This window comes from Shewanella aegiceratis, from assembly GCF_019457495.1.
Taxonomy (GTDB): domain Bacteria; phylum Pseudomonadota; class Gammaproteobacteria; order Enterobacterales; family Shewanellaceae; genus Shewanella; species Shewanella loihica.
In genome coordinates this window covers 3,918,742-3,936,415 of sequence record NZ_CP080416.1, presented here as the reverse complement: position 1 = coordinate 3,936,415, position 17,674 = coordinate 3,918,742, and the positions used below count along the sequence as shown (strand labels likewise).

Sequence of the window (17,674 nt, the reverse complement as noted above, 5' to 3'; positions counted from 1 at the left end):
GCTAATAAAAAACCGCATCACTTGATGCGGTTTTTTTGTGTTGGTCAGCTAAGGGGTAATAGCAAGCCTTAACTGTCGCTCAGCGCGTAGCCGCCTTTGAGGTGGGCTATCTTGTTAAAGCCGAGTCTATGTAGCGCCTGGGCTGCCACCAGTGAGCGGCTGCCGCTACGACAGACCAGCACCCATTCGGCGTCGCTCTCCTGCTTATGTTCCTGCACGAACTGCACTAGCCTGGTCATAGGCACGTTGATCGTCTGCTCACCCAGAGCCCCCAGCTCATGTTGCAGGGCGTATTCGTGGGGCTCGCGAATATCCAGTAACTTAAGCTGCGGCGACTGACCCACCTGTAGCTGCAGCGACTGGCTATCGTACTCTTTCACCTTGGCCTTGCTGCAACCGCCGGTGTAGGCGCCGCAGATGATCTCGCTGCCGGCTTCATCCTTGAGATGGGTATCCAGTCTCGCTTTTTGCTGCTCGAACTGCGTCATAGAGATGGTGCCGTTGATCACCTCGTTGAGCAGCGGATTGACCCTGAACTCGGCGGCGAAGCTGGTGGTGAACTCGTTGTTGTAGTCGTGGCTCGGGCAGAGCAGGGTGTCGTCACCAATCAGGCTGTGTAGCAGCTTGAGGCTGTTGTACATCTGCTTGGCGCAGCTGCTGTCGAAGTTGGTGCGGCCCAGGCTGCCCATCAGGACGAGGTCGCCGCAGAAGGCGTAGATCACCTCGCCTTGGGGCGAGCATAGCAGGAGGCTAATGCTGTCATTGGTGTGGCCAGGAGTAGCCAGCTTCACCAGAGAGTACTGACCTAGGGAGATTGCCTGCGCCGGTCTGGCGCCTATCTCGGTGAGCTGGTGATCCACTGGCCAGCCCAGATGATCGCTTGCCTGCTGTGGCAGATAACGGGCGGCTAATGCCACGCGGCCCGAGACATGATCGGCGTGACCATGGGTGTCGATGAAGGCGATAGGCTCGAGCTGCTGGCACTGCAGCAGGGTGTCGATACGCTGATCGAGTTCCGGCAGGGGATCGATAACCACCGCCTGTTTACTCTCTTGGTCGGCATAGATCCAGCTGCAGCTGGAGCCAGACTTGAGCTGGACCAGGCCGTTCAGCGGCTGCTTATCTGCTGCTGCCTCATTACTGCTCAGGGTGAGACAGCTGTTGCCTAGGGCGTTGGCGGCAGATTGAATGCGCTCGCAGGCTAGATCCACCTCAGATTGGGTCATGGCCGGGCCGAAGGAGAGGCGAATGGCTGACTCGCTCTGCCAGGCCGGGAGGCCCATGGCATCGAGCACGAAGCTGCGGGTGACCTTAGAGCTACAGGCCGAGCCTGAGCTGACACGGATATTGGCGGCGTCGAAGAGATCCATGATCTCCTTGCTGCTAAAGCCGGGCACGGCAAAGTTTAAGGTGGTGGGCACGCTGTTGTCGAAGCTGTGGTTAAACACCAGGGTCGGGAAGGCGCGCTTCAACGCCTTGGCCAGCTGCTCACGATAATCGATGAGGGTAGACAGGCTATGGAAGGCGCTGTCTTGCTCGGCCAGCAGCATGGCGAACACCTGATTCAGGGCGGCCATGCCCGGCAGGTTCTCTGTGCCCGAGCGTAGTCCGCCCTCCTGGCCGCCACCTGCGATGAAGGGGGTGAAGGGGGCGCCATCACGTATATAAACGAAGCCGATCCCCTTGGGGGCATACAGCTTATGACCGCTGAATGGCGCATAGTCTATGCTGGTCTGCGCCAGGGCTAAGGGGCGTTTGCCCAGGGCCTGGACGCAATCCACCATCCAGAACACCTCAGGGTTGTGCTTACGAATGCAGGTATCGAGTGCCTTAAGATCTTGATAGACGCCGGTTTCGTTATTGACCGCCATGGTGCAGATCATCAGGGCGTTGGGCACCTCTGCGGCGATGAAGTCGAGATCCAGTGCGCCCTTGTCGTCGACGGGAATCGCCTTGAGCTCGGCGCCTATCTCTAATAGTTGATTCCAGTGGGCCAATGAGTTGGGCACCGCCTTATGTTCGGTCGCGCCATAGAGTAGGCTGTACTGCTTGTTGGGATCCAGGCTGGCCTTGGCCTTGGTGAGGGCGGAGAGAATGGCGGTCTGTATGCCTTCGGTGGCGCCGCTGGTAAAGATGATATTGCCCTGGCCGCTTCCCAGGATCTGCTTGGCGCGCAGGCGGGTCTGCTCCATCAGGCTCTTGGCTTTCAGGCCCGTGATATGGCTGCTCGAGGGGTTACCGAAAAGATCTTCCATGGCACCCAGTGCGGCCTTGGCTGCCTGAGGCAGTACCGGAGTGGTCGCGTTGGCGTCTAGATAGATCTGGCTAAGCGGGGATGTGTGGTGCATGGGATACTCGCTTCTTGCTGTTTTTATTATTAGAAAAAATTCCCATATAACAAAAAGGTATATGTAATTCGATGTGGCTATATTAGCAGCTTGTGAGTATTGATCAAGATCATGTTTTTGGCGCCAAACAGGCATTTCTAAGTGAGGTTTGTACAAGAGGCTTGGAATGAGAATGCAGTGGGAGTCGCATAAGAGAAGCGGCATCAGAGGCTATGTGGCTGGGGCTGAGCGTCGGTATCCGGCATGGTGGGCGAGGATAAGTCCAGGTAACATTTTGTATCAGATGGGGATGAGGCGAGAATGAGATAATGCAAAACGCCCGCGACAGGCGCGGGCGTTAACATACAGCAAGAGCCAATAGACTCTAAATCTTTACCTTGATGACGACCTTGCGCACCTTCTGCGGCGTCGCCGACACGCCCGGCATATGCATGTCCTGGGGGAAGAAGAGGGCAAACATCCCGGCCTTGAAGGGAATAAAGGCGGCGCGCGCCTTGTTCGACTCATAGTCAAACTCGGCGTAGTCGTGTTTGTCGTAGTAGGGTTTCGATGGGGTCTGATCCGCCAGGGGCAGATAGCCAAACTCCTCTTCGCCGCTCACCACATACTGGACGTCGATATATTTGCGATGCACCTCGAAGGGTTCGACCTCTCTGGGTTTGGTCTCATAGTCGTTGACGATGACAAAGATATCTTTGCCCTCCAGCTCATAGTTGCCCACCGGTAGCTGGTTGAAATCTGTCTCTTTGAGGTGTTGCAGTGCCTTGGCAATGCGCGGTCCCAGGTGGGTGTAGTGTGCCAGGTTATCTAAGGTGTCTAAGATCATGATTGGAGGCTCGGGCTTGTAAAGAGCCGATAGTGTAGCAGGCTTTTTGGTCGGCAAGATAGCCTGGGGTGTAGCAGCTTATCTAGCGGTTAGGTGGAGGAATTAGGCGGGGGAATATTGCAGCTCTCCCTGAAGGCCTGCCACCACTTGACGTGTCTGCGCATCTGGGATTTTAGCTGCTCCGGCAGGGCGCCTGGTTGCTCGCCGAAATAGTGCTCGATGAAGGCCTGATGGTTACTGCCTGCAAAGAGGGCGAGTAGCGGTTCACTCAGGCGATAATGCAGCTGATTGAGCTGTGACAGATAGGCCTGAGTCTGGGCCAGGTAGTATTTATGAAACACATTCTGCAGTATCTCCTGTTTGCGGTTGGCATGATTGGGACGACAGGCGACCGACGCGCTGTGTCGCTGCAGATAGTCGTTGAGGGCAACAAGTTGTGCCTGACTGTAGGCGAGGGATCTCAGGTATCTCTGTAGAAGTGTTTGGTGAGCCATGAGAGCGAGGGCGGGCTCTATCTGGGCCGTGTCTATCTGCTGCCACTGGCGCTGCTTGATGTGACCTTTGATGCTCAGCAGCTGGCCGATGGATGATTCGAGCTCGAAGCGACCAGCGCGCATCTCATCGAGTACCAAGGAGTCGTAGCCGATAAACAGGCTCTTGGTGATGCTCTTGTCTCCGGTGAGCACCCGATTAAAGTAGGTCATCGCATCAGCTTGTTTCTGCTGGAGTGCCTGTGTCAGCTTGGTCTTGAGCTCCCCCTCATCCAAGGTGTCGATACAGGCGGGTGCCAGCTGAATAAAGCTTATCTGATAGATGAGTTGTTGACTGGGCGGTGCCACCTTGCCCAGGGTGCTGTTGTGGTCGGCGATGAGGCGGCCCAGGGGGCAGTGGCCCAGAGACAGGGTGTCGAGAATCGAGATGGTGATCGAGGCCTGTTCCTGCCTGTCGGCCTTGCCAAGCTGCATGGGCTTAAACTCCGGGGGCGAGTAGGGCTGGTCTATCACATGGGCCAGTCGCTGACTGTAGTCCTGCCAGAGATAATCCACATCCTTGGCGCGCTGACAGCCAGGCAGCCAGAGCAAGAGACAGAGCAATAGCAAGAGACAGAGCATCAGCAGGCCCTTGGTCGTTCGTCTGATGTGAGTCTGTGGCAAGTTGACTCCTTCCGAGAGTGGGGTGAATTCAGGCTAGGTTTTTCTGCACAGCCTCTCGGGTCGCTTGCAGGCCGTGGCGCTCGAAACTATCACTGAGGCAGGAGATGAGCCTGTCGTTGAGCCTGAGGCTAACCCTGATGGCCTCTGTGTTTGTGGCTATCTCCAATCCGGCGAGCATTAGGTGGCAGCCAGAAATATCTCTATAGGCGATCTGGGTTTCCTTGCCAAGGCTAGCCCTGCCTGTGAGGGGGATATTGATAAAGGCGATCGCCCGAGGGGTAAAAACGATCTCTTGTTTCAGTAATGCGCCAGCCCAGATGAGCATGGCCAGGCAGTAGCCTATGAAGAGGCACCATTGGTCATCGAAGGCGCTTAGGAAAAGCTGCTTTATGATAAACAGGCTGGCCGTCAGCGTGATGATGACGTAGGCGAGTGTTTGATAGGGCTTAATTGTTACCGTGTCGTCCATTTTGATCCTCAGTGACCTCCTGCCACCGGCCTATTTTAATCGCGCTGACAAGTTTAGTGCAATTCTTATAGAATGGCTTAAGTCACGCACACAGATAAATTCAGGGAGCCGAGTTAGGTGCTTAAGTTACGTTTTCTTGCCGGGCCGACCGCCTACAAACAGATCGCCGAGCAGGGGCTGAAACCCGAGCTCTTCACCCAGGTGTTGGCTGCCTCGGGTGGGCCAAAATGGCTTGGCATAGCCGCGCTGGATAAGTATCTGTTTGGCACCTTCTTCAAGGCGAGACAGACGCCGCTCTATACCCTGGGTGCCTCATCTGGCGCCTGGCGCCTAGCTTGTTTGGCACAGCAGGAGCCCCTGGCGGCCTATGAGCGGTTGGAGCGGGAATATATTGGCCAGCGTTACGAGACCAAGCCCACGGCGAGCGAGGTGTCGCATAAGGTAGCCGGTATCGTCTCTGGCATATTGGGGGCGCAGCAGGGGGCGGATATCGTCGGCAATCCTGTGATCAAGAGCCATTTCATCGCCTGTCGTGGCCGTCATCTCAACCGTTTGTCCCACAGAGCGGCACTTGGCGCCGGTCTTGCCACCACGGCGGTCACTAATCTGCTGAGTCGTCGCACCCTGGGATGGCACTTCGAGCGTTACCTGTTTGGCAGCGGCGGCGCAGCCTCGCCTTTTAATGAATTAAAGGATCTGCCTGGTCGTCACCTGGCCCTGACCGGGGAGAATATTGCCCAGGTTCTGCTGGCGACCGGCTCTATCCCCTGGGTGCTGGCACCTGTTGAGCGCATCGAAGGCGCTCCCGCCGGGCACTATTACGACGGTGGCATCACAGATTATCACTTCGATCTGCCCCTGGCCCACGCGCCTGGATTGACCCTGTATCCCCACTTCTACAGCAAGATCCTGCCCGGCTGGTTCGACAAATCCTTGCCCTGGCGACGGGCCAAACATAACTATGACAATGCCCTGATCTTGGCTCCTAGCCAGGAGTATTTGAGCCAACTTCCCTATGGCAAACTGCCGGACCGAAATGACTTCAGTCGCCTTAATACAGAGGAGCGGATACGCTATTGGCGACAGGCGGCGCAGATGAGTGAGGTGCTGGCAGAGGACTTAGATAAGGTATTAAATAGTGGCGATATTATGCGTCACATTAACACTTTCTAATGAAGTGGCTGCAACAAAAGGGAATCTTTCTGGGTCTAATAAGCGAAGGACCTGGTATTTTGATTGGCATGGCATCGCCGATCCAATAATGGCGTTTCGAGCAGTAATTTTGACAACTGCTACACTTTATCATTATTGCTCCTTGGTTAATTTTTAGTCGCACTGACTCGACACTCACGGCGATCACCGACCAAGGGGGAGGAGGTTGCTATGTTGACTCAAGAGATGGCGTTGATCACCCGCGACGAACTACTTTTGCCCGACGGCAGAATAGAGATACGAGTGGCGGGGCCTAGCAGCTTGAAACTGATTGCCGAGGTGCTCAAGGGGCACTTCCCCCTAGCCTTTGCCATGTCCCGGCCTCAGGCCAATCCCCCCTGTTATCCGCTGGCGACTCAGTGCGAGATCATAGATTTTAATCAGCTCGAAGACGATTGTTTAGGCCTGGTGCTGGAAGGCAAGCAGAGGGTGAAGATCTTCTCGGCGGCCAAGCGGCGCGACGGTAACTGGATCGCCAGGACGCTGAGCTGTAACAATTGGCGTGAAGAGCCTATCAAGGGCGAATTTGAGCTGATCAGTGCAGCACTAGAGCAGTTCTATCTGGTCAATCCCGCCCTGCAGGAGCTATATGCGGATCTGCACTTGGAAGATGCCACCTGGGTCAGCCAGCGTTGGCTAGAGGTGCTGCCCCTGTATAATCGTGACAAGCAGGTGTTGGTCAATCAGCCCGATTGTCACAAGACGATGGATTTTGTACTCGAATTGATCAAGTCCCACGCCGGGCAATAATTTGCTCTCATCCGGGCTGCAATTTTTGTTACCATGGCCACTCCTTCATCTTTAGGCCTTTCTGTCATGGTTCGCGCGGCTCAAGCCTCCTTCATAGTCTTACCTCAAACCCAAAATCCCCCGGCGAGTGTTTACGACTATTTCTGTCAGCGGTTCGATAATATTTCCGCAGATATTTGGCGCGAGCGCTTCATCCAGGGCAAGGTGCATTGGCAAGATGGTCAGCCGCTGGAACTTACCACAGCCTATCGACCCCAGCAGAAGGTTTACTATTACCGCGAGGTCGCCCATGAGGAGACGCCTCCCTTTAGCGAGTCGATTCTGTATCAAGATGAGCAGATAGTGCTTGCTAACAAGCCCCATTTCATGGCCCTGCATCCGGGTGGCGAGGTGATCAATCAGTGTTTAATCAATCGGCTAAGGGAGCGCACCGGCTGTGAGACGCTGATCGCCGCCCATCGTCTTGATCGCGCCACCGCGGGCATAGTCCTGCTGGTCAAGCAGAGTGACAGCCGCGACGCCTACCATGGCCTGTTTCGCCATGGACAGATCACCAAGGAGTATCAGGCTTTGGCGCGTCTTACCCCAGAGCTACTGGCTGAGTATCACGCCGGTAAACTTAGCCTGCCCAGACGCTGGACGGTGAAGAATCGCATCGATAAGGGCACCCCCAGCTTTACCATGCGCATCGTCGACGGTGAGGCCAACAGCCACTCGGAGATCGTCCTGGTGAGCGTCGAGGGAGAGATTGGTCGTTTCGAGCTGATGCCGATCACCGGCAAGACCCATCAGCTGCGCCTGCACATGAACAGCCTGGGGATGCCGATCCTTAACGATAATTTTTATCCGACTCTATTACCCAGAAGCGCCGAGGATGTTGCCCAGCCGATGAAGCTGCTGGCGCGTCGTCTCGCCTTCACAGATCCAGTCACCGGTCGAAAGCTGGATATCTGCCTGCCGGAACTGTCTCTTTAGCTCTGTTGCTGACCGGGCCTAGCCCTTGCGAGACTTAGTCTTTGAGGGACTGGCGCGGCGGCAGAAACTCTGTGGTGCTCATGTCGCCATGGAGTACGGCTATCTTGGACGGCGCCCCATCTTTGGCGAAGCTGACCAGGCCTATGCCGCTGGCGTTGATCAGCCGCTGACTGCGCATGCCGTTGGGGCGGCGGCCGCGAATCGACATGCGTTTGCGTTTGGTGAACCAGTTCAGCGGCGAGAAATGGCCATAGAGCCAGCCGTTAAACTTGTCGAACACGGGTAACAGCTTCTCGGGAAACTGATTCTTGATGCCGCTCGAGGTGATCTGATAGATCTGCGGCCCCTGAGTGCGAAAGCGAATGCCTATGTCGTAGGCGAAGGAGTAGTGCACATCGCCGGAGAGGATCACGAACTGCTGCGGCGTCTTGCGGTGCAGGAAGATGCTCAGCAGGGTGTTGGCCGTGCCAGGGTGCGCCATCCAGTTTTCGGCGTCCACCAGGAGAGAGGCGCCGATAAAGGTGGCGGTGCGCTGCACCGCCTCGATCAGCTTGACGCCGAACATGGGGGCCGCCGAGACGATAATCACCTTCTCCTGTCCCACCAACTGCTGCTGAAATTCCATCAGGGCTTCCCAGTCCATCAGGCCAGAGGGCTTGGCCAGATTGGATTCGCTGCGCCATCTCTGGGTGCGGGTGTCGAGCACCACCAACTTGGGCGAGGTATTGAGGCTATAGTGCCACTCGTCGAAGCCGAGCAGGGCATCGATCAGCTCATCGTGCTGCGCCTCCTCTCGACCGGCGAGAAACTGTTTGAGTTTAGGCAGAATTGCGGCGCTAAACTTGTTCTTCTGATTGCCCAGCCCCTGAAACACCAGATAGCCGATCAGCGCATTACCTATGATGCGTTTAGAAAAAGCATGGCCGTAGGCCGCCTGTTCCCATTTTGCCGTGAGGTTCCAGTCGTCTGTGATGTCGTGATCGTCGAAGATCATATAGGTCGGCAGATGCGCCAGCAGACGTCTCACCTTGGTCAGCCCCGCCTTAAACTCGAGTAAGTGAACCCACTCCCTCTGCCATCTCTGCTGATTGGCGGGCGACAGGCCGGTCACCTCCTTAGGAATATCGATGAGCTGCCACAGCTCCGGCGACCAGGAGAGCAGATAGAGGGCGACGATTTCCGCCAGACTCACCAGGTGATTCTCGGCGATGGAGGAGGTAAAGATGGGGTGGTTGATATACCAACGCACCAGGGCGCTGCCGGCCGGGTATTCGGTGCGCGGCAACAGCTTCTTGTGCCTCTGGTACATGGCCGCCGGGTGGTAGCTTATCTGCTTGCTATGGGTGAGCGGCGCCTGTTGAAACTCCTCCTCATACAGGCCCAACATCTCTATGACCCTGCCGATGGCGTAAAGCATGGGGCCGGCGACATCATCGACATAGATCTGATCGCCACTCAGCATCATCAGCGCCGGCCGCTCGGCCGCATCCGGGCCATTCTCGAGCAGGGTATCGGCGGCGACCATGGCATCGCTGCTGTGATGATGGGCGTTGCGGCAGGAACCGTGCAGCAGGGTATCGATCTCTGGCTTGATCACCAGATTCGGCGTCTGATTGTCGCCATAGGTCAGCTGTGCCAGCGACGTGAGCAGGTCGCCGTGGCGACTGTCGCTAAGGCCATAGGGAATGCTGGTGCCGACAGGGTTGAGCCCGGGCTTGCTCAGATAGATGAGGTAGAAGAAGGCGTGAGTACCTAGCTCCAGACACTCGATTGCGTCATCAGCAAGCAGGTGTTGAGTCTCACCCAGGGTGAGGGTTAACTGCGACAGCGGCTCACTGGTCACCAACGTCAGGGTGAAATGGTCTGCGTCGCAGTGACGCAGCATGGGGCCTGTCAGCAGCAGAGGCAGGGTCATGATCAGTCGGCGAGCTTACAGAGCATCGGCTCGGCGCCATAGCCCCAGGTGATGCGCGCCTCACCTTGGTGCTCCCATAGCGACTCGTTGCGCCCCTGATAGCGGCTACCGCTGCCACTGGGCTGGCTGTACATGAGCGAGACGCTATCGCCGAACTCGGCGATCAGGGTGGCAGGCTCGCTGGCAAAATAGCTCACCACCACCTCTTTGGCGGCTATGCCATCGCACTGGTAGCTGACCTCGGCGCTGGGGGCAATGAGGCGATACCTGGCCTGCAGCTCGGCGATACGCATCTGGTAGTTGTCAAACGCGCACCTATGTTTGTCGTCGCTCTTCCAACACTCGTCGCGCCCCTTTATCCAGCCTCTCTGTTCGGCTTTCAAGAGTGGCGGCTGCTCGTTGACGGCCTTGGCGCTGGCGGCCTGGTAGACCTCGGCTAATTGGCGGTCCAGCGCGGCAAGTTCGCTGTCTTGGCAGACAAGGGCCTCTATGCTGGAGAGTTTGTCGCCGTTACAGTCGAAGCTGGGCTGGTTGGCCGTCTGATTCTCTGGCTTGTTAGGCGCCTGGCTCTCGGTTTGCGGCGCGCTTTGCACTGCAGAGGGCACTGTTGAAGAAGACTCGCTATTGGCTTGTGTGGCCTGCTGGCTGCAGGCTGGCAGCAGTATGCTGGCAATGGCGAGTAAGACTAATCTGTTCATGGTTAAGCTCCGAGCTAGGGCCTGATATCCTTGATAATTTAAGAGGATATCCTGTTGCGCCGAGCGCGGCAAATTCCCTTGGATTAAACTCGTTTAATGCTGTCGTCCGGCTGCAAGTCAGGTTTAGCCCGTCGCGGCTTGCTGCTATCATGGGTCGAGTGCTTGGCGCCTTGTCAAAGGCAATTCAGTAGGAGAGTAAACGTGAAGCTTCGCATCATACTCAATGGTAAGAAGGCCGGTGACGAGCTGCTGCGCCAGGCGATTGCCAGCGTACGCGTCGATCATGAGATTCAGGTGAGGGTCACCTTCGAGGCCGGGGATGTGGCCCGGCTGGTGGATGAGGCTATCGCCGAGGGCTGTCAGCGCTTGGTGGCGGCGGGCGGAGATGGCACACTCAACGAGCTGGTTAGCGCCCTGATGGATCATGATAAGGATAAGCGCTGCGAGCTGGCAATTTTGCCGCTGGGTACCGCCAATGACTTTGCCACCGCCGCCCGGGTGCCAGTTGATCTGGAGGCGGCGCTGAGGCTGGCGGCCGAAGCTTCTGCCTACAGCGTGGATGTGATCCGCGCCAACGACAGGTATGTGGTGAATATTGCCAGTGGCGGTTTCGGCGCCCAGGTTACCGCCAACACGCCGCTGGCGCTGAAACACTTTCTCGGTGGCGGCGCCTATACCCTGTCCGGGCTGGTGCAGGCGCTCAATTTCAAACCCTATGACGGCGAATTTACCATACATGGCGAGGCCAGCCAGCAGCAGTTGTTGGTGGGCGCCGTGTGTAATGGCCGTCAGGCAGGTGGCGGCCAGGTGCTGGCGCCGGACGCCTATATCAACGACGGCCTGATGGACTTAGTTGCCCTGCATCAGTTTCCCATCGAGGCCCTGGCCCAGGTGATCGCCGAGTTGCAATCGCCCAAGGCTGACAATGAGTATGTGAAATATCACCGCGATACCCAGGCCAGCTGGCGCTCCAATCCGCCAATGCCCATTAATCTCGACGGTGAGCCTATCGCCGAGTCTCATGTGGAGTTCGAGCTTAAGGCCGGTGCGATCGCCATGGTATTACCCGAAAAATGCCCCTTGCTGCAACCGGGCAGCGAGCCGATTAACAGAGAATCCCATTAATGTTGAAGATAATGATAACCGGCGCCACCGGCCTGCTGGGGCGCGCTTTAGTAGAGCGATTTGCAAAGGAGCCGGTGACTATACTGGCCTGCGGTTATTCGCGCGCCGGTAAAGATACCCATAGGCTGGATCTGACCGACGAGGGGGCGGTGAACCGATTTATCGAGACCCACAAACCCGAGGTGATTCTACACTGCGCGGCCGAGCGGCGACCGGATGTATCCGAGCGCGACCCAGAGGCGGCAAAGGCCCTCAACCTGGCCGCGACTCGCCAGCTCGCCCAGGCGGCTAAGGCTAATGGTGCCTGGCTCTGTTACATCTCCACAGATTATGTGTTCGATGGCACCTCGCCCGATTATGGCGAAGAGGATCAGACCCACCCGCTCAATTTCTATGGTGAGACCAAGCGTGAGGGGGAGATAGCCTTGCTTGGGGGGTCCAGAGAGTTTGCCGTGCTGCGCCTGCCCATCCTTTATGGTCGGGTCGAGTCGCTGGAGGAGTCGGCGGTGTTGGTGATGTTAAAACAACTAGTCAATCAGGCGCCTACCCAGCAGGATGATTGGGCGGTGCGCAGCCCCACCTCGACACTGGATATCGCCAACGCCCTGGTTAAGCTGGTGGCACGTCAGCAACAGGCGGGCGATGTGGCGGGCATCTATCATTTCACCGGCGAAGAGCGCATGACCAAGTATCAGATGCTGCTTAAGATGGCCGAGATCCTGGGGCTGAGCAGTCAGCACATCTCGCCTCAGTCGAGCCCGAGCGACCTGGCCAAGCGACCCAAGGATTGCAGCCTGAGTATGGCGCGCCTCAAATCTTTGGCAATAAAGAGTGAAATCGACTTCGAACAGGGCGTAAAATACAGCCTGTCCCGCTCGGGTGACGCCCTGGCGAAGATAGGATTAGTCTTTGATCTCAAATAGGAAAGCAATGTGACGACTCTGAGTTATGGCCGCTACCGGGCCGCCGACCAACTGGCCTTGCTGCGCATCATGGCCTTGATGCTAAAACTCTGTCTCACCTTCCTGTTTGCCGACACCTTCGGCCTGTCGCTTCACAGCCCTGCGCTGAATCTCACCCTGATCCTCGAGGCCTTCTATTTAAGCTTCACCTTCTGGTTGAGAAAGCCCTTGCTCAGTAGCGAGTCTGGGCTGTTTATCGCTCTGGTGCTCGACACCCTGCTATGGATCTCCTGGCTCTATTTCTCCGGTGGCGCCACCAACGCCTTCATCTCCCTGCTTCTGCTGCCGATAGCCATCGCCGCCGTGCTGCTGCCCTTCTGGGCGCCCTGGTCATTGGCCCTGCTGTCGAACCTGGCCTACAGCCTGATGCTGTTTACCATGCCTGAGAGTGCCATGAGTCATCACGGCATGGATATGCAATCCCACTATCTGGGGATGTGGGTCAACTTCATCATCTCATCCCTGGTGTTGACCACGAGTGTGGCCCTGCTGGCCAAACGCATGCGGCGTCAGGATGCTCAGCTCGCCTTCATGCGTGAGGCGCAGTTGCGTCAGGAGAAGTTGATCGCCCTGGGCACCGCCTCGGCGCAGATGGCTCACCGGCTGGCGACCCCACTGGCTAGCATGAGGTTGCTGGTGGATGAGTTGCAGGAGGAGGCTCATGGTAATGGGCCTGCGCTGCAGGAGATGCAATCGGCACTGACGGTGTGCGAGTCCACCCTGACGGCGCTGCGCAGCGCCACCGAATCGATCCGCGAGGGGGCGCAGCGGCTGGAATCCGCCGAGCAACTGCTGAGCGGCTTGAGTGAGCAGGTCAACCTGCTGATGCCGGCGGTGAAACTGTCGTTGGAGCCAGATGATGGCCTCGACAGGCTGCTGTTGCGGGTCGATGCCAGCCTGCAGCCCGCCTTACTGGCGCTCATCGAAAATGGTGCCAGGGCCAGCCAGGAGGCGACGGGGGAGCAGAAGGTGAGCTTCTCCGCCCAGCGTCAGGGGAATGAACTGGTGCTTGGGGTGCGCGACTTTGGCCCGGGTATTCCGGCGTCTTTGGTGCAGCAGCTCGGGCATCAGATAATCGAGGAGCCCAAGGGGATGGGGGTTGCCCTGTTGCTCAGCCATGCGAGCCTGGAGCGTCTGGGCGGGCGCTTGATTCTCGGCAGTCATGTGGATGGCGGCGCCGTGGCTCAGGTCTACCTGCCGATACAGGGGGCCGCATGAAGCGCTTATTGATCATCGAAGATGAGCAGAGTTTCGCCGGGATCCTGGCACGGCGCATGGGTAAGCACGGTTTTGAGTGTGAATTGGCCCACGATGCCACCCAGGCGCTGCTTAAGGCGCGTCAGTTTAAGCCCAGCCATATTCTGCTGGACATGAAGCTGGCCGAGGACAATGGCCTGGCACTGATCGCGCCGCTCAAGGGGGCCGTGCCCCAGGCCGTGTTGGTGCTGCTGACCGGCTATGCCAGCATAGCCACCGCCGTCGAGGCGATGCGTCTGGGGGCCGATAACTATCTGACCAAGCCGGCGGATACCGCGACCCTGCTGAGGGTGCTGGACGATAAGGCGCCCAAGGCGATCGCTCCCGAGGTGGATGAGGCGCCACTGAGCCCTAAGCGGGTGGAGTGGGAACATCTGCAGCAGGTGCTGACCGCCAACAAGGGCAATGTGTCGGCGACGGCGCGGCAACTGGGAATGCATAGGCGAACCCTGCAGCGCAAGCTGCTTAAGAAGCCTCAAGATATCAGTCAATAAGCTTGTTAGAGCATTGCTCTAGTGAGCATTTCATCCCATAATTTAATAAAAGATGTATTTATAATGTTTATTATTTGGGTTTGAATTGCTCTCCGTTGACCTCTATGCTCTAAGGCATGGCTAGTTCACAGGCAGGTGTGTTTGACCTGAGGTCAAGACGCTAGGAAGGCGATTTCGTTATCCTCAAGATAAGGAAAGGCGATGTCGACAGAATCTTTGTATAGCAGTGAACGCTTTCTTCTCGATAATCCTATCGATCTCATCTCGCTCGATAAATGGCAGAAAACCGTTAACCTGCTGGCCCATGTGTTTAACGCGCCGGCCAGTTTCTTGGTGCAATACACCCCGAAGGGATTTCAGGTGACCATCGCCAGCAAGCAGGTCAGCAATCCCTATCCGTCCGGGGTGGTGATCCCGCCCGATACCAATATCTTCTGTCGGCGCATTGTCGAGACCCAGGCGGCGCTCTATGTGCCCGACGCCAAGATAGATCCCTGCTGGGACACCAATCCCGAGGTACAAAACGATGGCTTCTCCTCCTATCTCGGGGTGCCGGTGTTTTGGCCAGATGGCCGCTGTTTCGGCACCTTCTGTGTGATGGATTATGCCAAGACTGAGTATCAAGACAGCTATATCGAGCTGATCCACGAACTCAAGGAGATCCTCGAGGCGGATCTCGCCCTGCTGGATATTTACGGTGAGCTCAAGCAGCTGGCGCATCTGGATGACCTGTGTCATATCAATAATCGCCGTGGATTTAGTGGGTTAGCCAGGCAGCGAATGAAGCTGGCTCAGCGCAACGACAGCCGTCTGGCGATGCTCTATATCGATGTCGATAACTTTAAGGGGATCAATGACGGTCACGGCCACTCGGTGGGCGACGAAGTACTCAAGCTGCTGGCGGGGATCATCAAGCAGAGCGTCAGAGGGTCAGATGTGGTGGGGCGTATCGGTGGCGATGAGTTTGTGGTGCTGCTCATGTGTCAGAGCGATGAGGATGTGATTGCCACCGAGACACGCATCATGCAGGGGCTGGATAATGCCATGCTCGACAGCCATCTGCCCGAGGTGACAGTGACCATAGGCCATAAGATAGTGGATCAGGATGCGCGACTGGATACCCTGCTGGCTCAGGCCGACGAGGATATGCTGCGCCGTAAACGTGACAAACAGGCGTTGTAGATAAAAAAAGCCCCGAGCGTGCAGGGTGCTCGGGGCCGGGAGCGCAGTGGAGGGTTCCCAAAAACGAGTTAACTATTAGAAGCGATACTCCCCGGTGAGCCAGGCATTCATGCCAGTGCCCGGCATGCGTTGGCCAGGCGCCAGGTCGGCATTGAACACCCGGTTGTAGCCGCCGAGATGATCTTCGTAGTCGGTATCGAACAGGTTGTTGACCCCAGCTTTAACCAGCCAGTTTTGTCTGTCATAGGCCAGTACCAGGTTGACCAGGCCGTAGCCCGCGCTTGCCTGCTCGGATTGACTCTCTGATACCTTGTCCTGAGCCGCCACCATCACCCCTTCGATGCGGGCAGACCAGTTGCCTTCTCTGAAGTTGAGCCCCAGATTCACCTTTGGCGGCGCTATGCGGTAGAGGTTGTCGTCGATGTCGCGGCGCTCACCGCTGACATAACTGGCCAAGAGATCTAGCTGCCACTGATCTGTGATCTCATAGCTGGCGTTAATATCCATCCCTAGTAGTTGGGCATCGACATTGGCAAATTCCATCGGATCTTGGCTGCCCATCATGTTGGCGGCCATGATCACCGCGGGATCGGTAGACTTGACCCCCTGGATATAGTCGTCGATGCGATGCAGGAAGATTCGTGGGCTGATGCTTAGTCCCTGGCGGTTGAAGTCGGCGCCCAGCTCCAGCTGATAGGCGGTTTCCAGATCCAGATCCATCTTGCCCACATAGGTACGGCCATCGGCGAGTCCACCGGTCGATTGCATCGGGATCCACAGGTATCTCTGCTGATAGCTGGCGCTGTCCTGTTTGCGGGCCAGCCCGAGTATCCAGGTTAACTCCTCATTGACCCGATAACGGCCGTTGATCACCAGATCCAGCCCAGTCTGGGCCTGGGTGCGATCTGCCTGGTTATATCTGTCCATCAACACCTTGATGGCCGGCATGGCGCCAGCCATCGAGTGGCTGACCTCATCGGCATCGGTGCGGTAGTGTTTCACCCTGGCACCGAGCTGCCAATGCCACTGGTCGATATCCTGTTGCCATTGGGCGAAGGCGCTGTAGGTGTCGTCCTGCACCTTGTTGAAGTTGTCGACTCTGAACATGGGCTTGGTGGGATCTGTGATCAGCGAGTTGTGTTCACTCAGCTGACTGTCCAGGCCAAACAGCCAGGCATCTCTGCCCAGTGTCAGCGCCATATCATAACTCTGGCTCTCGGCGTTGTTGTAACGGGCGTTGGCACTCTCGGGCTTCTGACGTTCGCTGAAGTTGTCCATGCCGTGTCTGGCATCGCTATAGGCCAGATGCCAGTTGAGATCCCAGGTGTCGAGTCTGTGTTCACCTTCCACTTTTACCCTGTCGGTACGGATGAAGTCGATATCCATAGGCAACGCCGGAGTGCCCGCCTCTGTGGTTTCCAGATGTTGATAGCCGATGGCGATGGATTCATCGTCTAACCCCTTATCGCTGAGGTTGAAGCGGTATTGGCCGCCGATGATCTGCTTGTCGTAGCCGGTGGGAGAGAGGCGAAGATCGCCGCCGGATTTCATATCCTCATCTCCATGCATGAGGTCACCATAGATCAATAGGGCGTGGTTCTTGCCGCCCACATTGACCTTGGCTCCCAGATGGCTCTGGCCGCCATTGCCTTGATACTGGGCGGCGATGCGGCCCTGAGTATCGTTAAAGCTGGCCTGGGATTCGATCACCTTGATGCTGCCGCCCACTGTGTTAGTGCCGGCCGAGACGGGGGCTATGCCGCGGTGCATCTCGATGCGCTCGCTGTTGATCAGGCTGGCATAGCTCAGCGGCGTGTCCATGGCATTGGGGCCGGCGCCGGCGAGAGAGACACCATTGACCTGGGTATTGACTCTGTCGCCGAACAGGCCGCGATATTGGGCTATGCCGGTCAGCGGGCCGTTACCGTTGACGGCCGTGCCTGGGAGCTGGGTGAGCAGACCGCTGATGTCACTGACGGGTGCCTGGGCCTCGGGCGTCACAGAGGTATAGCTACCCTGATGGGCACCATGGACTTCGATGATCTCGAAAGCGGCTTCTTGAGCCTGGGCAAAGGGAAGGGTCAGCAAGGCTGTGCCGATTGAGAGCGTAAGGAAAGAGAGACGCAGCGCCATAATCTTGTAGTTCTTAGGGATTTAGGTGGCGGCATTGTGGCAGTCCTATTTAGGCCTGACAAAGGCAAACTCAGATAGTGCGACAAGGTGTCGCACCCGGTGCGCGCCCGAGTGGTTTGGCTTCCGATTCTTAGCTTTTAGGCTCGCCAGGAATTGATATTCAAACAAGTGTTT

The 17,674-nt window shown here is 57.1% G+C and carries 15 protein-coding genes; 8 read left to right on the top strand and 7 right to left on the bottom strand.

From position 1 onward, the window contains the following. Positions 1-68 precede the first annotated feature (68 nt). The 4 genes from K0H80_RS17105 to K0H80_RS17090 form a co-directional block, all read right to left on the bottom strand. Positions 69-2,348, bottom strand: coding sequence for an aminotransferase class V-fold PLP-dependent enzyme (locus K0H80_RS17105; RefSeq protein ID WP_220072375.1), 2,280 nt, complete (start codon positions 2,346-2,348; stop codon positions 69-71). Positions 2,349-2,712: 364 nt separating this feature from the next. Then, positions 2,713-3,174 carry a NanQ anomerase/TabA/YiaL family protein gene (locus K0H80_RS17100; protein WP_220072374.1) on the bottom strand — a complete coding sequence of 154 codons (462 nt, stop codon included), beginning with the start codon at positions 3,172-3,174 and terminating at the stop codon, positions 2,713-2,715. Positions 3,175-3,263: 89 nt separating this feature from the next. Then, positions 3,264-4,328 (bottom strand): DUF3080 family protein, encoded by a 1,065-nt coding sequence (locus K0H80_RS17095; RefSeq protein ID WP_220072373.1) that lies wholly within the window; start codon positions 4,326-4,328, stop codon positions 3,264-3,266. Positions 4,329-4,356: 28 nt separating this feature from the next. After that, the gene (locus tag K0H80_RS17090) at positions 4,357-4,797 is read right to left on the bottom strand and encodes a hypothetical protein (protein ID WP_220072372.1); all 441 of its coding nucleotides are present in this window, start codon (positions 4,795-4,797) and stop codon (positions 4,357-4,359) included. 117 nt (positions 4,798-4,914) lie between these two features. Here K0H80_RS17090 and K0H80_RS17085 point away from each other — a divergent pair, with 117 nt between their 5' ends. The 3 genes from K0H80_RS17085 (at position 4,915) to K0H80_RS17075 (ending at position 7,734) form a co-directional block, all read left to right on the top strand. After that, entirely contained in the window at positions 4,915-5,970 is a 1,056-nt protein-coding gene (locus tag K0H80_RS17085; protein ID WP_220072371.1) for an alpha/beta hydrolase, read from the top strand. A 210-nt stretch (positions 5,971-6,180) separates the two neighbouring features. After that, the gene (locus K0H80_RS17080; RefSeq protein ID WP_011867145.1) at positions 6,181-6,759 is read left to right on the top strand and encodes an LON peptidase substrate-binding domain-containing protein; all 579 of its coding nucleotides are present in this window, start codon (positions 6,181-6,183) and stop codon (positions 6,757-6,759) included. Positions 6,760-6,825: 66 nt separating this feature from the next. Then, a complete protein-coding gene (locus tag K0H80_RS17075) occupies positions 6,826-7,734 on the top strand; it encodes a pseudouridine synthase (RefSeq protein ID WP_258406129.1) in 909 nt (302 codons plus the stop codon). A gap of 34 nt (positions 7,735-7,768) precedes the next feature. On the opposite strand, the gene K0H80_RS17070 is transcribed toward K0H80_RS17075, so the two are convergent. Further along, a complete protein-coding gene (locus K0H80_RS17070) occupies positions 7,769-9,619 on the bottom strand; it encodes an alkaline phosphatase D family protein (RefSeq protein ID WP_220074018.1) in 1,851 nt (616 codons plus the stop codon). A 32-nt stretch (positions 9,620-9,651) separates the two neighbouring features. Continuing rightward, positions 9,652-10,347 (bottom strand): MliC family protein, encoded by a 696-nt coding sequence (locus K0H80_RS17065; protein WP_220072369.1) that lies wholly within the window; start codon positions 10,345-10,347, stop codon positions 9,652-9,654. A gap of 201 nt (positions 10,348-10,548) precedes the next feature. Between K0H80_RS17065 and yegS the strand changes: the two genes are divergently transcribed. The 5 genes from yegS to K0H80_RS17040 all read left to right on the top strand — a co-directional run bounded on the left by yegS (position 10,549) and on the right by K0H80_RS17040 (position 15,367). Beyond that, entirely contained in the window at positions 10,549-11,472 is a 924-nt protein-coding gene (gene yegS, locus K0H80_RS17060; protein WP_220072368.1) for a lipid kinase YegS, read from the top strand. Then, positions 11,472-12,395 (top strand): dTDP-4-dehydrorhamnose reductase family protein, encoded by a 924-nt coding sequence (locus K0H80_RS17055; RefSeq protein ID WP_220072367.1) that lies wholly within the window; start codon positions 11,472-11,474, stop codon positions 12,393-12,395. Before yegS ends, K0H80_RS17055 begins: the two co-directional genes overlap by 1 nt. A gap of 69 nt (positions 12,396-12,464) precedes the next feature. Continuing rightward, the gene (locus K0H80_RS17050; RefSeq protein WP_258406259.1) at positions 12,465-13,652 is read left to right on the top strand and encodes a sensor histidine kinase; all 1,188 of its coding nucleotides are present in this window, start codon (positions 12,465-12,467) and stop codon (positions 13,650-13,652) included. Further along, positions 13,649-14,185 carry a response regulator transcription factor gene (locus K0H80_RS17045; RefSeq protein WP_011867138.1) on the top strand — a complete coding sequence of 179 codons (537 nt, stop codon included), beginning with the start codon at positions 13,649-13,651 and terminating at the stop codon, positions 14,183-14,185. The genes K0H80_RS17050 and K0H80_RS17045 overlap by 4 nt, the downstream gene beginning before the upstream one ends. 201 nt (positions 14,186-14,386) lie before the next feature. Beyond that, positions 14,387-15,367, top strand: a complete 981-nt coding sequence (locus tag K0H80_RS17040) for a sensor domain-containing diguanylate cyclase (RefSeq protein ID WP_220072365.1) — start codon at positions 14,387-14,389, stop codon at positions 15,365-15,367. Between the two features lie 75 nt (positions 15,368-15,442). On the opposite strand, the gene K0H80_RS17035 is transcribed toward K0H80_RS17040, so the two are convergent. Beyond that, positions 15,443-17,500, bottom strand: a complete 2,058-nt coding sequence (locus tag K0H80_RS17035; RefSeq protein ID WP_220072364.1) for a TonB-dependent receptor — start codon at positions 17,498-17,500, stop codon at positions 15,443-15,445. Positions 17,501-17,674: the final 174 nt, after the last annotated feature.